9 protein-coding genes are annotated in these 17296 nt (G+C 42.0%); 7 read left to right on the plus strand and 2 right to left on the minus strand.

Annotated features, from left to right (window positions below; translation table 11 throughout):
- Nucleotides 1-5 precede the first annotated feature (5 nt).
- On the minus strand, nucleotides 6-2165 hold the full coding sequence (gene nrdE / locus HMPREF1195_RS01055) for a class 1b ribonucleoside-diphosphate reductase subunit alpha (RefSeq protein WP_023917690.1): 2160 nt from the start codon (nucleotides 2163-2165) through the stop codon (nucleotides 6-8).
- A 114-nt stretch (nucleotides 2166-2279) separates the two neighbouring features.
- Nucleotides 2280-2498, minus strand: a complete 219-nt coding sequence (gene nrdH, locus HMPREF1195_RS01060; RefSeq protein WP_003006408.1) for a glutaredoxin-like protein NrdH — start codon at nucleotides 2496-2498, stop codon at nucleotides 2280-2282.
- Nucleotides 2499-2973: 475 nt separating this feature from the next.
- Here nrdH and HMPREF1195_RS01065 point away from each other — a divergent pair, with 475 nt between their 5' ends.
- The 7 genes from HMPREF1195_RS01065 (at nucleotide 2974) to HMPREF1195_RS01095 (ending at nucleotide 17144) form a co-directional block, all read left to right on the plus strand.
- On the plus strand, nucleotides 2974-3237 hold the full coding sequence (locus HMPREF1195_RS01065; RefSeq protein ID WP_003006411.1) for a phosphocarrier protein HPr: 264 nt from the start codon (nucleotides 2974-2976) through the stop codon (nucleotides 3235-3237).
- 4 nt (nucleotides 3238-3241) lie between these two features.
- A complete protein-coding gene (ptsP, locus tag HMPREF1195_RS01070; RefSeq protein ID WP_023917692.1) occupies nucleotides 3242-4975 on the plus strand; it encodes a phosphoenolpyruvate--protein phosphotransferase in 1734 nt (577 codons plus the stop codon).
- A 327-nt stretch (nucleotides 4976-5302) separates the two neighbouring features.
- The gene (gene glgB, locus HMPREF1195_RS01075) at nucleotides 5303-7210 is read left to right on the plus strand and encodes a 1,4-alpha-glucan branching protein GlgB (protein ID WP_023917694.1); all 1908 of its coding nucleotides are present in this window, start codon (nucleotides 5303-5305) and stop codon (nucleotides 7208-7210) included.
- A gap of 50 nt (nucleotides 7211-7260) precedes the next feature.
- Nucleotides 7261-8403 (plus strand): glucose-1-phosphate adenylyltransferase, encoded by a 1143-nt coding sequence (locus HMPREF1195_RS01080; RefSeq protein ID WP_014713084.1) that lies wholly within the window; start codon nucleotides 7261-7263, stop codon nucleotides 8401-8403.
- On the plus strand, nucleotides 8393-9529 hold the full coding sequence (gene glgD, locus HMPREF1195_RS01085) for a glucose-1-phosphate adenylyltransferase subunit GlgD (protein WP_023917696.1): 1137 nt from the start codon (nucleotides 8393-8395) through the stop codon (nucleotides 9527-9529). Before HMPREF1195_RS01080 ends, glgD begins: the two co-directional genes overlap by 11 nt.
- Nucleotides 9529-10956, plus strand: a complete 1428-nt coding sequence (gene glgA, locus HMPREF1195_RS01090; RefSeq protein WP_003006424.1) for a glycogen synthase GlgA — start codon at nucleotides 9529-9531, stop codon at nucleotides 10954-10956. The genes glgD and glgA overlap by 1 nt, the downstream gene beginning before the upstream one ends.
- A 233-nt stretch (nucleotides 10957-11189) precedes the next feature.
- Complete coding sequence (locus HMPREF1195_RS01095; protein WP_023917698.1) at nucleotides 11190-17144, plus strand: ZmpA/ZmpB/ZmpC family metallo-endopeptidase; 5955 nt, start codon at nucleotides 11190-11192, stop codon at nucleotides 17142-17144.
- Nucleotides 17145-17296 lie beyond the last annotated feature (152 nt).

A 17296-nucleotide genomic window follows, 5' to 3' on the forward strand; every position in this document is an offset into this window, starting at 1 on the left:
GCGGATTAGATGACACAGCTTTCACATTGGTTGGCGCCAACTTCTCCACCATCATCTGTAAAGGTACGGACGTAGTAGATAGACTTGATACCCTTGTTAAAGGCGTAGTTCCGAAGGATAGACAAGTCACGAGTGGTTTGTTTGTTTTCCGTTTTCCATTCGTAAAGACCCTTTGGAATATCGCTGCGCATAAAGAGAGTCAGTGAAAGACCTTGGTCTACATGCTCAGTTGCAGCAGCATAGACATCGATGACTTTTCGCATATCCATGTCGTAGGCAGAAGTGTAGTAAGGAATCGTTTCCGTTGACAATCCTGCTGCAGGGTAGTAGATTTTACCGATTTTTTTCTCTTGGCGTTCTTCAATCCGTTGTGTAATTGGGTGGATAGAAGCAGATACGTCATTGATGTAGCTGATAGATCCATTTGGTGCCACAGCCAAGCGGTTTTGGTGGTAAAGACCATCTGCCTTGACTTTATCACGAAGTTCAGCCCAGTCTTCTGCACTAGGAATGAAAATGTCCTTAAAGAGTTCTTTGACGCGATCAGATTTTGGTACAAATTCTCCAGTCATGTACTTATCAAAGTATCTACCGTTGGCATAATCAGATTTTTCAAAATTGTGGAAGGTAACACCACGTTCGCGCGCAATGTTATTTGATTCTACGAGAGTCCAGTAGTTCATGAGCATGAAGTAGATACTTGTGAACTCAACAGACTCAGGTGATCCGTATTCAATCAATTGTTGCGCAAGGTAGCTGTGAAGTCCCATTGCTCCAAGTCCGAACGAATGCGCCAGTTTATTTCCGTGGTCAATGGTTGGAACGGCCACGATATGAGAACTATCGGTAACGAAGGTTAAAGCACGAACCATGGCACGAATCGAACGTCCAAAATCAGGTGAAGTCATCATGTTAACTACGTTGGTTGAACCAAGGTTACATGAGACGTCTGTTCCCATTTGGACAAATTCTTGGGCATCGTTGATCAAGCTTGGTTCTTGAACTTGGAGGATCTCTGAACACAAGTTACTCATGATGATTTTTCCATCAACTGGGTTGGCCCGGTTAGCAGTATCGATGTTGACTACATATGGATAGCCAGATTCTTGTTGCAATTTAGAAATTTCAGTTTCCAAATCACGTGCCTTAATTTTTGTCTTGCGGATGTTTGGATTAGCAACCAACTCATCGTATTTTTCAGTGATGTCGATGTAGTTGAATGGTACTCCGTATTCACGTTCCACAGAGTATGGGCTGAAGAGGTACATTTCTTCATTTTTACGAGCCAACTCGTAGAACTTGTCTGGCACGACGACCCCAAGTGAGAGAGTCTTCACCCGAACTTTTTCATCAGCATTTTCTTTCTTAGTTGAAAGGAAGGCGATGATGTCTGGGTGGAAGACGTTGAGGTAAACCACCCCAGCCCCTTGGCGTTGTCCCAATTGGTTAGAGTAAGAGAAGCTATCTTCGAAGAGTTTCATAACTGGAACCACTCCAGAAGCGGCTCCTTCATACCCTTTGATTGGTGCTCCAGCTTCACGAAGGTTGCTGAGGGAAATCCCAACCCCACCACCGATACGTGAAAGTTGAAGGGCAGAGTTGATGGAACGTCCGATCGCATTCATATCATCGGTTACTTGGATCAAGAAACATGAAACCAATTCTCCACGGCGGGCACGTCCAGCGTTTAAGAAAGAAGGAGTAGCTGGTTGGTAGCGTTGGTGGATAATTTCGTTTGCGATGTCTCGCGCGATAGCTTCATTTCCATCTGCAAAATAGAGAGCATTGAAGAAGACACGGTCTTCCATGCTTTCAAGATAGTATTCTCCATCATTTGTTTTCAAAGCGTATTGGTTATAGAATTTGTAGGCCGCCATGAAGGACTTGAATTGGAAGTTTTGGTCTTTGATAAATTGGGCCAATTCCTCTAAAAATTCAGGACGGTATTTCTCGATAAAAGCTCTCTCAATGTAATTGTGCTCGAGAAGGTACTGAATCTTGTCTGTAATCGAGTCAAAGGCTTTAGTATTTGGTACAACATTTTCTTTAAAGAATGCATCCAAAGCTTCTTTATCCTTATGAAGCATGATTTGGCCGTTTACTGGACGGTTGATTTCATTGTTAAGACGAAAATACGTCACATCTTCAAGAGATTTTAATCCCATAATAATCCTTTTCTAGTTCAAAAAAATGAAGAGGAGAAGTCCTCTCTTCCCAAGTAAAAAGTCTAGTGTTAGGTTGCTAACGCTAGACCCTATTTAAGCAAAATACTGTGTTTATTATGAAAGTTTCTTCAACTTAGCTGGTTGAAAACCAGAAAATACTTCATCCGGTGTTTGAATAACTGGAGCAGCATTGAAGCCAAGGTTCTTAACATGCTCTACAAATTCTGGCTGTTCGTCTAAGTTAATTTCGCGGTATTCCACATGATTGCTATCGAGGAATCGCTTGGTCATTTTGCATTGAACACAATTATTTTTTGAATAAATGGTTACCATTTCTTTTCCGTTCTCCTATCGAAATATAAATCTGTAAACAGTATAAACAAAATCCAGCAACTTGTCAACAAAATAAAACTAAATATTGTGCAAAGAGATGAAATGGAGTTTTCAAAGCACAATATATTGTGGTGAGTGAAAAGTGTGAAAATCGAAGAAATGGGATAGGAATAGGCTTTAAAGCATCTTTAATTAGTTATAATTTTTTGGTGAATCAATATCCTGTGGTTCAAGAGCTTCTTTTCATTGAAAGCGGAGGAAAATGTTACTTATAATATAGTAGAAAATTGAAAAGATATTTTCTCTGTTCTTCAGGTGCTTCTTAAAATGTATCTAAATTGGGATTTTTCGCAGTCTTTTTCTGTAAGTCAGTGATAAAAATCTTGAAAAAAATTTCAAAAGATGATATAATACCAAATTGTAAGGGTTATCAAAAGGTAACTCAAAAACTATTTTTAAAAAGGAGAGTCAAACTATGGCTTCTAAAGATTTCCACATCGTGGCAGAAACAGGTATCCACGCACGTCCAGCAACTTTGTTGGTTCAAACTGCTAGCAAATTTGCTTCAGATATTACTCTTGAATACAAAGGTAAATCAGTTAACTTGAAATCAATCATGGGTGTTATGAGCCTTGGTGTTGGTCAAGGAGCAGACGTTGTAATCTCTGCAGAAGGTGCTGACGCTGATGATGCTATCGCAGCTATCTCAGAAACAATGACTAAAGAAGGATTGGCTTAAAAATATGACAAAAATGCTAAAAGGAATTGCAGCATCTGACGGTGTTGCCGTTGCTAAGGCATATTTGCTCATTCAACCAGACTTATCATTTGAGACTGTTTCAGTCGAAGATACAAGTGCAGAAGAAGCTCGTTTGGATGCAGCTCTTGAAGCTTCACAAAACGAGCTTTCTCTTATTCGGGAGAATGCAGTAGCAAGCCTTGGTGAAGAAGCAGCGCAAGTTTTTGATGCGCATATGATGGTTCTTGCTGACCCTGAAATGATTGGTCAGATCAAAGAAACAATTCGTACGAAAAAAATCAATGCAGAAGCTGGCTTGAAAGAAGTCACTGACATGTTCATTGCGATCTTTGAAGGAATGGAAGACAATCCTTACATGCAAGAACGTGCAGCAGATATTCGTGACGTTACCAAACGTGTCCTTGCCAACTTGCTTGGTAAAAAATTGCCAAACCCTGCTTCTATTAATGAAGAAGCAATCGTGGTTGCACATGACTTGACTCCATCTGATACAGCACAGTTGAACAAAAAGTATGTAAAAGCTTTTGTTACGAATATCGGTGGACGTACCAGTCACTCAGCTATCATGGCTCGTACACTTGAAATTGCAGCTGTTCTTGGTACAAATAACATCACAGAACTTGTCAAAGATGGCGATGTTTTGGCTGTATCAGGGATCACTGGTGAAGTAGTGATCAACCCTACTGAAGAACAAATTGCAGAGTTCAAAGCAGCTGGTGAAGCTTATGCTAAACAAAAAGCTGAATGGGCTCTCCTTAAAGATGCGAAAACAGTGACTGCTGATGGAAAACACTTCGAGTTGGCTGCCAACATCGGTACACCTAAAGACGTTGAAGGTGTGAACGATAATGGAGCAGAAGCAGTTGGTCTTTACCGTACAGAATTCTTGTACATGGATTCTCAAGACTTCCCAACGGAAGATGACCAATACGAAGCTTACAAAGCTGTTCTTGAAGGTATGAACGGTAAACCTGTGGTTGTTCGTACAATGGATATCGGTGGGGATAAAGAACTTCCTTACTTCGACCTTCCTAAAGAAATGAACCCATTCTTAGGTTTCCGTGCTTTGCGTATCTCAATCTCTGAAACGGGTAACCAAATGTTCCGTACACAATTGCGTGCTTTGCTTCGTGCATCTGTTCACGGTAAATTGCGGATCATGTTCCCAATGGTTGCCTTGTTGACTGAGTTCCGTACTGCTAAAGGTATTCTTGAAGAAGAAAAAGCTAAATTGGTTGCTGAAGGTGTTGCCGTTGCAGACGATATCCAAGTAGGGATCATGATTGAAATCCCAGCTGCAGCTATGCTTGCGGATCAATTTGCTAAAGAAGTTGATTTCTTCTCAATTGGTACTAACGACTTAATCCAATACACAATGGCTGCTGACCGTATGAACGAGCAAGTTTCATACCTTTACCAACCATATAACCCATCTATCCTTCGTTTGATCAACAATGTGATCAAAGCGGCGCATGCTGAAGGCAAATGGGCTGGTATGTGTGGTGAAATGGCCGGTGACCAAACTGCTGTTCCACTTCTTGTCGGAATGGGCTTGGATGAGTTCTCTATGTCAGCGACATCTGTCCTTCGTACACGTAGCTTGATGAAGAAACTCGACACAGCTAAAATGCAAGAATACGCTAACCGTGCTCTTACTGAATGTTCAACAATGGAAGAAGTTCTTGAACTTTCAAAAGAATACGTGAACGTAGACTAAGAATTCAACAAGACTAAGACAAATCTGTCTTAGTCTTTTTTTACATTGTTCATAAAAATGTTCATTTTATTCGTAATAAACTAGTTAGTAATAAAAATAGTGATTTAAATGTTCGGTTTTTGTTTGATTTCCCTCGTATATATAGTATAATCGTAAGTAAGATAAGGAGGATGACCAAGGAAGGATCGAAAAGGTTCGGGAAAGAAAATGGAAAAACTTTTCCTGATAATTTTACATGATTTTACAGGAATCAACTTGAAAATTAAGTGATTTTATAGTAGAATAATATCAAATAGAAAACGCTTTCAAAAATAAAGAGGTGAGTATATGGATAGAAGCACAGACTTATGGACATTTGGAAGAGGGGATAATTTCCATCTTCAAGAGTACTTAGGAGCTCACAAGGAAACAAGGGGAGAACAAGAAGGCTTTACCTTCCGTGTTTGGGCTCCCAATGCTCAGGCGGTGGATCTGATTGGTGATTTCACTGATTGGGAAGCTCGTAAAATTCCAATGGTTCGTAATGAAGGAGGCGTCTGGGAAGTCTTCTGTTCCGATGCAAAAGAGGGAGATATATACAAGTATTTGGTGACTCGACAAAATGGCCATCAGGTGCAAAAAATCGATCCTCTAGCGTTATGGATGGAAAAGAGACCCAATACAGGTTCTATTATTAAGACGATTCCAGAGAAAAACTGGAAAGATGGTCTTTGGAGAGCACGCCGCAAAAAACTTGGTTTTAAGGAACGACCCGTTAATATTTACGAGGTTCATGCAGGATCGTGGAAACGTAATGAGGATCACAGTTCCTATACCTTCAAACAACTAAAAGAAGAATTAATTCCATATTTGGTGGAGATGAACTACACCCACGTGGAATTTATGCCAGTGATGGCCCATCCATTGGGCTTGAGTTGGGGCTATCAGCTCATGGGATATTTTGCACTCGAGCAGACTTATGGTAGTCCAGAAGAGTTTCAAGACTTCGTGGAAGAATGCCACCTCAACAATATCGGAGTGATCGTGGATTGGGTACCAGGACATTTCATTATCAATGATGATGCCTTGGCTTATTATGATGGAACACCAACCTTTGAATACCAGGATGAACATCGTGCCCATAACTACGGATGGGGAGCCTTGAACTTCGATTTAGGGAAGAATCAAGTCCAGTCATTCTTGATTTCTAGTTTGAAGTTTTGGATTGATACCTATCATTTAGATGGGATTCGGGTCGATGCTGTGAGCAATATGCTCTATCTTGACTACGATAGTGGTCCATGGACACCAAATATTGATGGTGGAAACCTCAACTACGAAGGCGTTCATTTCCTTAGACGTTTGAATGCGATTATCAAGAACGAACACCCAGATGTCATGATGATTGCAGAAGAAAGTTCTGCTGGTCAAAAGATCACGGGTCCTGAAGAAGAAGGTGGACTTGGCTTTGACTATAAATGGAATATGGGTTGGATGAATGATATCCTTCGATTCTATGAAGAAGATCCCGTCTACCGGAAATTTGACTTTAACCTGGTAACTTTTAGTTTCATGTATGCATTTTCTGAAAACTTCTTACTACCATTTTCACACGATGAAGTGGTGCATGGTAAGAAGAGTTTGATGCATAAGATGTGGGGAGATCGTTACAATCAATTTGCTGGACTCCGTAACCTCTTGACCTATCAGATTTGCCATCCAGGTAAGAAATTACTCTTTATGGGTTCAGAATTTGGTCAATTTTTGGAATGGAAGTCAGAAGAGCAACTGGAATGGGGCAATCTAGAGGATGAAATGAATGCTAAGATGCGTCGTTTCACTTCTCAGCTCAATCATTTCTACAAAGAACACAAGGAATTGTGGGAGATTGATGATAGCTTTGATGGCTTAGAGATTATTGATGCAGATAACCGGGATCAGAGCGTCTTGTCTATGGTTCGGAAAAATCGTAAAGGCGATCTTCTGGTGTGTGTTTTCAATATGGCACCAGTGGAACGCAAGGACTTTACGATTGGTGTGCCTGTATCAGCGGTCTATGAAGAAATTTGGAATACAGAATTAGAAGAATGGGGAGGTGTCTGGAAAGAGCACAATCCGACAGTTCAGTCTCAAGATGGACTGTGGAAGGATTATGAACAAACTTTGACCTTTACTTTGCCGGCTTTAGGGGCTAGTATTTGGAAGGTAAAACGCAAGGTGCGTAAGACAAAATCTAAAACATCAGATAAGAAATGACGATCGGTTGACTCTATGGGAGTCCAAGCTTTAAAAAGAGGAAGTAGTCAATGAAGAATGAAATGCTCGCTTTAATTCTTGCCGGTGGGCAAGGAACACGTCTTGGAAAATTAACCAAAAACATCGCAAAACCTGCGGTTCAATTTGGTGGGCGCTATCGGATTATCGATTTTGCGCTATCAAACTGCGCCAACTCAGGAATTCACAATGTTGGTGTGATTACACAGTACCAGCCACTTGCCCTTAACAGCCATATTGGGAATGGTTCCAGCTGGGGCTTGGATGGAATCAATACGGGTGTGTCTATTCTCCAACCTTATTCAGCTAGTGAAGGAAATCGTTGGTTTGAAGGAACTAGCCATGCCATCCTCCAAAACATCGACTATATCGACAGCATCAATCCGGAATATGTCTTGATATTATCTGGGGACCACATCTATAAGATGGATTACGATGATATGCTTCAAGCGCACAAGGATAATAATGCAAGCTTAACTGTTGCCGTCCTAGATGTACCTTTGAAGGAAGCAAGCCGTTTTGGAATCATGAATACAGATGCCAATAATCGGATTGTCGAATTTGAAGAAAAACCAGCTGAACCAAAATCTACCAAGGCTTCCATGGGGATTTACATCTTTGACTGGGCTCGTCTCCGCAATATGTTGGTTGCTGCTGAAAAGAGTGATATCGATATGTCAGACTTCGGTAAAAATGTCATTCCAACTTATCTAGAATCAGGCGAAAGTGTTTATGCTTATGAATTCAATGGTTATTGGAAAGACGTTGGTACGATTGAGTCTCTTTGGGAAGCCAATATGGAATATATCGATCCAAATAATGCCTTGGATAGTCGCGATCGTCACTGGAAAATCTATTCACGCAACCTCATTTCTCCACCGAACTTCTTTGGGGAACATGGCCACGTCGAAGATTCTCTTGTCGTCGACGGTTGTTCGGTAGACGGTACAGTCAAACACTCCATCTTATCAACAGAAGCTCAAGTTCGTGAAGGAGCAGTTGTCGAAGATGCTGTCGTGATGAGCAATGCCATTATCGGTAAAGGAGCTGTCGTGAAACGCGCGATTATCGGAGAAGGCGCAGTCATTGCAGAAGGTGTCGTGATTGATGGAACAGAGGAAGTACAAGTTGTCGGTTACAATGAAAAAGTGGGGGTAGCAACAGATGAAGATTGATAAATATTCAGCCATTTTAGGAAATACAGTTGGGTATCATGATATGTCCACTTTGACCAGCCATCGTCCGGTAGCATCCCTACCGTTTGATGGGAAATACCGCTTAATCGACTTCCCATTGTCTAGTCTTGCAAATGCTGGTATTCGTAGTGTTTTTGGGATTTTCCAACAAGAAAATATTAGTTCGGTCTTTGACCATATTCGTTCAGGTCGTGAGTGGGGCTTGTCTACTTTATTGAGCCACTATTACCTCGGAATCTATAATACTCCAGTTGAAAATACAACGGTAGGACCAGAATACTACCAACAATTATTAACCTATTTGAAACGGTCTGGTTCTAATCAAACAGTTGCTTTGAACTGTGATGTATTAATGAATATTGACCTCAATCAGATTTTCCACCTTCATAATACCATTGATCGTCCGATTACAGTGGTTTATAAAAAGTTGCATCTGCAAAACATTTCTGAAGTGAATGCTGTCTTGGAAATTGATGAAACAGACCATGTTACAGAGCAAAAACTTTTTGATGGTCAGAATCCTGATGAAGTCTACAATATGTCAACAGATGTCTTTATTGTAGATACTCCTTGGTTGATTGAAAAAATTGAAGAAGAAGCCAAGAAAGAATACCCACAAAAATTGCGCTATATCTTGCGTGATTTGGCGGTGGAATACAATGCTTTTGCCTTTGAATATACAGGTTACTTAGCCAATATTCATTCAGTTGAATCATACTACCATGCAAACTTGGATATGTTGGAAAACCAAAAATTCATGAAGCTCTTTTCACCAAACCAAAAGGTGTATACGAAAGTGAAGAATGAAGAACCAACGTATTATTCCAAGACTTCACATATTAAAACGTCTCAATTTGCTTCGGGTAGTATTGTAGAAGGAACCGTTGAACGTTCCATTGTTTCACGTCGGGTACGCCTTTATGAAGGTTCAGAAGTACGCAGTAGCCTTCTCTTCCCTGGTGTTGTGATTCATGAAAATGCAATCGTCGAACATGCCATTCTGGATAAGGGTGTTGAAGTGGCTGCTGGTGTGACGATTCGTGGGACAGAAGAAGCACCTGTCGTGGTTAAAAAAGGAACGATTGTTACAGAGGATATTGTCTAATGAAACTATTATTTGTTGCAGCTGAAGGAGCACCGTTTTCTAAAACAGGTGGTTTGGGAGACGTTATTGGCGCTCTTCCTAAATCCTTAGCGAAAAGTGGTCATGATGTGCGCGTGATCCTCCCTTACTATGATATGGTAGAGGCTAAGTTTGGAGATCAAATCGAAGATGTCTTGCACTTTGAGACCAAGGTTGGCTGGAGAAGTCAATATGTTGGTGTGAAACGCATTGTGCGCGATGGAGTCACCTTTTACTTTATTGATAACCAACATTATTTCTTTAGAGGTCATGTGTATGGTGACTTCGATGATGGCGAACGCTTTGCCTTCTTCCAGCTCGCGGCCTTAGAAACGATGGAACGAGTTGACTTCATTCCAGATGTTCTTCATGCCCATGATTACCATACGGCGATGATTCCTTTCTTGCTGAAGGAAAAATACCGTTGGATTCAAGCTTATCATGGAATTAAGACAGTATTGACCATCCATAATTTGGAATTCCAAGGTCAGTTCGACCCAGGAATGTTGTGGGATCTTTTCGGAGTTGGATTTGAACGCTATGCAGATGGAACACTTCGATGGAATGATTGCCTGAACTGGATGAAAGCCGGCATTCTATATGCTGACCGTGTGACAACTGTTTCTCCTAGCTATGCGCATGAGATTATGACTGCTGAATATGGTTGTGGCTTGGATCAGATCCTTCGGATGGAGTCTGGCAAGGTGACCGGAATTGTTAACGGGATTGATGCAGATCTGTATAATCCTGAAACGGATCCACTCTTGACGTATCACTTCAGTCTCTCAGATCTTTCAGGTAAAGCAGCTAGTAAACGAGCTCTTCAAGAACGTGTCGGTCTACCTGTTCGCGATGATGTTCCTTTGTTTGGGATCGTCTCTCGTTTGACACGTCAAAAAGGCTTTGACGTGGTGGTAGAAGAGTTGCATCAACTCTTGCAAAAGGATATTCAGATTGTCTTGCTCGGTACAGGAGATCCTGGATTTGAAAATGCCTTTGCTTGGTTTGGTCAAGCCTACCCAGATAAACTTTCAGCGAATATCACATTTGATGTCCAATTGGCCCAAGAAATCTATGCAGCGTCGGATGTCTTCTTGATGCCAAGCCGTTTTGAACCGTGTGGTCTTTCTCAAATGATGGCCATGCGTTATGGAACCCTTCCTTTAGTGCATGAAGTCGGCGGACTTCGAGATACGGTCCAACCGTATAATGCTGTTGATGGAAGTGGAACAGGCTTTAGTTTCAATAATTTGTCTGGCTATTGGTTTAACTGGGCAGTTGATGAAGCCTTGGCTGTCTACTACAATGACAAACAGGCTTGGTATGGTCTCCAAGAGCAAGCTATGACGCGTGACTTCTCATGGGATACGGCTAGTCAACGATACAATGATTTGTACCAATCCTTATAAATAGATCTATAATACAAACGCCTTTCGAGGCGTTTTTTGTGTTGCTTTCTTCCTATAAAGAAAACGGTTTATTTTTTTGAGTTTTAGAGCTTGCTAAAATAGAAGAAAAAAGATAAGATAGGTAAAGGTAAAAAATCACGGGAAGGTTCTTATTTCTGGAAAGGATCCCATCCTCTCTAAAAATAATCAGGTCCCTGCTCGAGGGTTAAATATTACTATATAGGAATTTTAGGATGAAAAAAGCGAAACAAACGTTTGAAAAAATGACCAAATATTCGATTCGGAAATTAACTGTCGGTGTTGGTCCGGTGGCCATTGGAGCCTTTTTATTAGGAGGAAGCTTGTTAGGAGCTCGTCCTGTCCAAGCTGATCAGATGACTCTACCTGCTCATGTTCACTTAGGATATGTGACAGAAGAAGAGCTGACTGCTGAAGAAAAAGCACAGGTGATTCATGCAATCCCTGAAGAGTATCAAAATGAAGATACTTTCTATCTCGTCTATAAGAAGAAGGAAGCAATTCAGTCGGTTCTTCCTCAAACAGGAAGTCAGGAAGTCGCCCTTTTTGGGCTAAGTCTAGCCACAGCTTCCTTTGCGGTCCTCTTACTCTCTAAAAAGCACCGGAAGAAGGTCATGGGCGTCCTTTTGATTGGAGCCATGGGACAAAGTCTTCTACTTCCAGTTGAAGTCGCAGCCCTACAAAATCAAGTTTTGCGCGCCTATAATCAGGATCTTGCGATCGCATCGAGCAAAGATCTTGCAAATGGCGTGATTCAAATTGACGGTTATGACTATATTGGTTATCTGCGCTACCCGTCAGTCCAAAAGACGAGCTTACGAGAGCCAAAGGCTATGCAGGAAACGAAACCTTCTGTAGAAGGAACGATCAAAACAAGTACAGGTATTCCACAAGTGGAAGCACAAGCTCGTGTGACCCCAGAAGTCTCTCCAGCCTTTCCTCAAGTTGAAAAACCAAGCCTGGAAGTCTCTACTGAGCCTGTGCCATTTGAAACTGTCAAACAAGCTGATCCTACATTACCTAAAGGGCAAACCAAGGTGCTGACTGCTGGTCAAAATGGGGAGCGGACCCTATTGACAGAAGTGAGTGTGGTAGATGGACAAGAAGTTCGCAGAGTCGTTGAAAGCAAGGTCACTAAAGAACCAGTTTCACAAATTCTTGCTGTTGGGACAAAAGAAGATGCCCAACCAACCCCTCAACCCAATCCTTCTCCAGTTGTAACGGCTAAGGGGACACAAGAAGAAGGTCATGTCGGTGAAGCTCCTGTTCAACCGGAGAAGCCAACCTATACAGGTGTGGTGGAAGATAAAGGAACACAGGAAGAAGGCCATATCGGCGAAGCTCCTGTTCAACCAGAGAACCCAGCCTATACAGGTGTGGTGGAAGCTAAGGGAACACAGGAAGAAGGCCATGTCGGCGAAGCTCCTGTTCAACCGGAGAACCCAACCTATACAGGTGTAGTAGAATCCAAGGGAACACAGGAAGAAGGCCATGTCGGCGAAGCCCCTGTTCAACCAGAGAACCCAGCCTATACAGGTGTGGTGGAAGCTAAAGGGACACAAGAAGAAGGCCATGTCGGCGAAGCCCCTATTCAACCGGAGAACCCAACCTATCAAGTAACGGAAGGGACGGTAACAGAGACAGAAACGGTAATCCTTCCATATGAAACAGAGTATGTAACGGACGCCAATCGTTACACCGATGAAGAAAGCCTCCTTCAGAAAGGCGAGGCTGGTAGCCAGGAGATTCGTCGAGTTTATAAGACGGTCAATGGTGAGAAGATTGGCGAGCCTCTCAGTACGACCACTGAAACGGTAAAAGCTCCTGTGACAGAAAAAATTAGTCGTGGGACTAAGGCGATTGAAGGCCAAACAGAGGATGTTTCGTTTGAAGAAATTCCATTTAAGACGGTAACCGAACAAGATGTTACCTTGCTAAAAGGAACCGAAAGGGTTTCTCAAGTCGGTAAAAATGGGAAGAAAAAAATCACCAAGGTCTATAAGACCATTAAAGGTGTCAAAACAACGGATGCTCCTACAATTTCTGAAGAAGTAGTAGAACAAGCCCAAGATCAGATCATTCAACAAGGGACCAAAGAACTTGATAAGCCTACCTTAACTTTGACCCAGGTCGATAAGGAAGAATTGAAGCGCAGTGCTAAAGCTACTTATCATTTGGATAAACCAGACGGTGTGACCATCAAGTCCATCCAGGCTGTATTGAAGAAGGGTGATCAAGTGGTGAAAACCCTGACCCTTTCAGAGACGGACTTGGCAGCTGCTTTAGCGGACTTGGACTACTACAAGGATTATACGCTCGCAACGACCATGGTGTATGACCGTGGAAATGGGGATGAAGAAGAAGTTCTCAAGGAAAAACCACTGAGAATTGATCTTAAAAAAGTTGAAATCAAAAACATCAAGGAAACCAGTCTGATTAGCGTGGATGACCAAGGTCTTGAGACCGATAGCAGCCTCTTGTCTGAAACACCATCAGATGTGAAGCCTTACTACTTAAAGGTCACTACCTATGATAATAAGGTTACAAAACTAGCCGTTGATAAAATTGAAGAAGTAACGGTAGATGGCGTGACCCTCTACAAAGTAACAGCCAAAGCTCCTGATCTCATTCAACGGACTGCGGACAACCAGTTTAGTGAGGACTATGTCCACTATATTGCAAAACCCAAAGCTCATGAAGGGGATGTCTACTACAATTTCAACGAACTTGTAAAAGCTATGCAAGCCAATCCGACTGGTACCTTTAAACTGGGTAGCAATATGAATGCGACTAATGTCCAGCCAGTAGGGAAATCCTATGTGACCAATGCCTTCAAGGGAATTTTGGAAAGTACGAATGGAAATAAATTTGCCATCCATAACATTACAAGACCATTATTTGGGAACATCGAAGGTGGCTCGGTTAAGAATCTCTTGCTTGAAAATGTCAATATTGACCTACCTGGGACAGATCGAGTAGCCCCAATAGCAGGTGTTATCAAAAATAATGCAACTGTCGAGAATGTTAAAGTAACAGGAAGTGTTGTTGGGAACAATGACGTAGCAGGGATCGTCAATAAAATTGATGGCAGTGGGAAAGTAAGTAATGTCGCCTTTATCGGGAAACTGCACGCTGCTGGGAACAAAGGTGGCTATCTAGCGGGTGTTGTTGGTGAGAACTGGAAGGGTGTCGTAGAAAAAGCTTACGTTGATGCTGAAATCACTGGGAATAAAGCCAAAGCTGCAGGTTTGGCTTATTCCTCTCAAAATGGTGGAAATAACCACACAGTAGGTAAAGAAGGGGTTCTCAGAAATTCAGTTGCTAAAGGTTCAATTGAACTGAAAGAAGCTGTTCAATCTGGTGGGTTACTGGGGACCAACTGGGCCTTGGGTGCTATTGAAGACAACATCACCATGATGAAAGTCAAAACTGGTGAGATGGTCTTCGGACACTCGGATATCGACGCAGATGATTATTTCACCTATTCAAGAACCAAGCGCAATTACAGTGTGGAAGGCGTGAGTGAAGGGAAGAAAACCTTTAACAACTCCCGTAAAATCCCTAGCATCTCGCTGGCAGAAGCTGAGCAGAAGATTGAAGCAATGGGAATCACTGCTGATAAATTCACCAGCAGGAAACCAATTGAAGATACGCTCAATCACCTTGTTAGCAAAGACGATCAATACAAGGCTATCACTGCTTACGATGCGACTCGTGAGCTAGCTTACCGCAATATTGCTAAATTGCAACCATTCTACAACAAAGAATGGATTGTCGACCAAGGGAATAAATTGGCTGCAACGAGTCCTCTCTTGACCAAGGAAGTCTTGTCTGTGACTGCTATGAAGGGCAATGATTTTGTTACTGAACTAGCTGATGCTGATCACATCCTGATCCATTATGCCGATAAGACAAAAGATATCTTTAGCATTTCACCGAAAGAGTCTAAAGTCAAACAAGTCAAAGAGTACAGTGTGGCGGAGCTCGGTGAAGTGGTCTATACGCCAAATATGGTGGACAAAGACCGGAGCGATCTCATTGGTGCGATCGTTGAAAAATTAAGCCCTGTCGAATTACAATCAGATCCAATCTACACACATCTTGGTCGAACAGGTCCTAACAAAGTCAATGCCATTAAGAACCTTTACCTTGAAGAAAGCTTCCAAGCAGTCAAGGATAATCTGACTCACTTTGTCAAACAACTAGTTGAAAACCAAGATCATCAATTAAATACAGATGAGGCTGCCAAACGGGCCCTTATCAAGAAAGTTGATGACAACAAGGCCGCTGTTCTTCTTGGTTTGTCATACCTCAATCGCTATTATGGAGTGAAGTTCGATGATGTCAATCTCAAACAGCTCATGTTGTTCAAGCCAGATTTCTATGGGAAGAATGTTGATGTCTTAGACCGCTTGATTGAAATTGGTTCAAAAGAAGACTACATCAAAGGGACTCGTACCCACGATGCCTTCCGAGAAGTCGTGGCTAAATCGACTCTTTCTGGGAACCTAAATGACTTCTTGAAGTACAATATGGAGCTCTTCACAAAAGAGACAGACTTGAATGATTGGTTCATTAAAGCAACCAAAGACAATGTCTATATTGTGGAGCCTGAGACGACCAATCCAGCTTTCGCATCTGCTAAGCATAGAGCCTATGAGGGCTTAAACAATGATGTTCACGGTAAAATGATCTTGCCACTCTTGAACTTAAAAGATGCCCATATGTTCTTGATTTCAACATACAATACCATGGCTTATAGTTCCTTCGAGAAATATGGTAAGAACACGGAAGCAGAGCGGAATGCCTTCAAAGCGGAAATTGACAAGGTGGCGAAAGGGCAACAAAATTATCTCGATTTCTGGTCACGTCTAGCAACGGATAAGGTTCGCAATCAACTCTTGAAGAGCAATAATATGGTGCCGACCCCTGTCCTTGATAACCAAAACTACAAGGGCATTAGTACAGACCGTTACGGCCATACCAACAGTGGCAAAGATGTCGCTCCAATCCGTGAATTGTATGGTCCAACCGATCGTTACCATGCGACAGATTGGCGCATGGGAGCTGTGGCGCGAATTTACGGAAACCCATATAAAGACGACTCTGTTTTCTTCATGGTGACCGATATGATCAGTGACTTTGGGGTCTCTGCCTTTACCCACGAAACAACGCACGTCAATGACCGCATGGTATACTTAGGTGGTTGGAGACACCGAGAAGGAACCGATATCGAAGCCTTTGCCCAAGGCATGTTACAAACGCCATCCGTATCCAATCCAAATGGGGAATACAAGGCCTTAGGTATCAACATGGCCTATGAACGTCCAAATGATGGGAACCAATGGTACAATACCAATCCAAATGATTTGAAGTCACGTGACGAAATTGATCGGTATATGAAAGGCTATAACGACACCCTCATGCTTCTGGATTACCTAGAAGGAGAAGCTGTCCTCAACAAAGGCAGTCAAGACTTGAACAATGCATGGTTCAAGAAGGTTGATAAACAATACCGAGGGGCTAACACCAAGAATCAATTTGATAAGGTACGTCCTTTGAGCGATGAGGAAAAAGCGATCACCTTACATTCAGTAGATGATCTCATCACCAACAACTTCATGACCAATCGTAGTCCTGGAAATGGAGTCTATAATCCATCTGACTTTGGCTCCGCCTATGTGACGGTACCGATGATGACAGGGATCTATGGTGGAAACACCAGTGAAGGGGCTCCTGGAGCCATGTCCTTCAAACACAATACCTTCAGACTCTGGGGTTACTATGGCTATGAAAAAGGCTTCTTAGGCTATGCTTCAAACAAGTATAAACAAGAATCCAAACAAGCAGGTCATGCGACTCTAGGGGATGATTACATCATTCAAAAGATTTCTGATGGGAAATTCAGTACCCTTGAAGACTGGAAGAAAGCCTACTTCAATGAAGTGGTAACCAGTGCCAAAAATGGACTTCAGGCTATTGAAGTGGATGGGACTACTTATAGCTCTTATGAGGACTTAAAACAAGCCTTTGCAACTGCGGTTGAAAAAGATCAGGCCAGTTTGAAGAATGGTTCTGTCAAATTTGACAATACCCTTGCCTTGAAAGAAAAAATCTTTAAGAAATTACTGCAACAAACAGACAGTTTCAAAACGTCTATCTTTAAATAATCGAATTCTCTCATCTGCTGAGCAGGTGAGAGTTTTTTAGAAGAAAAAATGAATAGAGGTGGACAAAGCGACTAAAAATTAAAAGAAATCAATCGTAGATAGGAAAAATTATCATATTAAAAAAATAACGTAATTTCACTAAAACGCTTACT

The organism is Streptococcus parasanguinis CC87K (assembly GCF_000507765.1).
Classification (GTDB): Bacteria; Bacillota; Bacilli; order Lactobacillales; family Streptococcaceae; genus Streptococcus; species Streptococcus parasanguinis_J.

What these genes read in the sequence shown, in the direction of transcription:
- nrdE (WP_023917690.1), bottom strand. Translation starts at nt 2,165, where the DNA reads ATGGGATTAAAATCTCTTGAAGATGTGACGTATTTTCGTCTTAACAAT.
- nrdH (WP_003006408.1), bottom strand. Translation starts at nt 2,498, where the DNA reads ATGGTAACCATTTATTCAAAAAATAATTGTGTTCAATGCAAAATGACC.
- HMPREF1195_RS01065 (WP_003006411.1), top strand. Translation starts at nt 2,974, where the DNA reads ATGGCTTCTAAAGATTTCCACATCGTGGCAGAAACAGGTATCCACGCA.
- ptsP (WP_023917692.1), top strand. Translation starts at nt 3,242, where the DNA reads ATGACAAAAATGCTAAAAGGAATTGCAGCATCTGACGGTGTTGCCGTT.
- glgB (WP_023917694.1), top strand. Translation starts at nt 5,303, where the DNA reads ATGGATAGAAGCACAGACTTATGGACATTTGGAAGAGGGGATAATTTC.
- HMPREF1195_RS01080 (WP_014713084.1), top strand. Translation starts at nt 7,261, where the DNA reads ATGAAGAATGAAATGCTCGCTTTAATTCTTGCCGGTGGGCAAGGAACA.
- glgD (WP_023917696.1), top strand. Translation starts at nt 8,393, where the DNA reads ATGAAGATTGATAAATATTCAGCCATTTTAGGAAATACAGTTGGGTAT.
- glgA (WP_003006424.1), top strand. Translation starts at nt 9,529, where the DNA reads ATGAAACTATTATTTGTTGCAGCTGAAGGAGCACCGTTTTCTAAAACA.
- HMPREF1195_RS01095 (WP_023917698.1), top strand. Translation starts at nt 11,190, where the DNA reads ATGAAAAAAGCGAAACAAACGTTTGAAAAAATGACCAAATATTCGATT.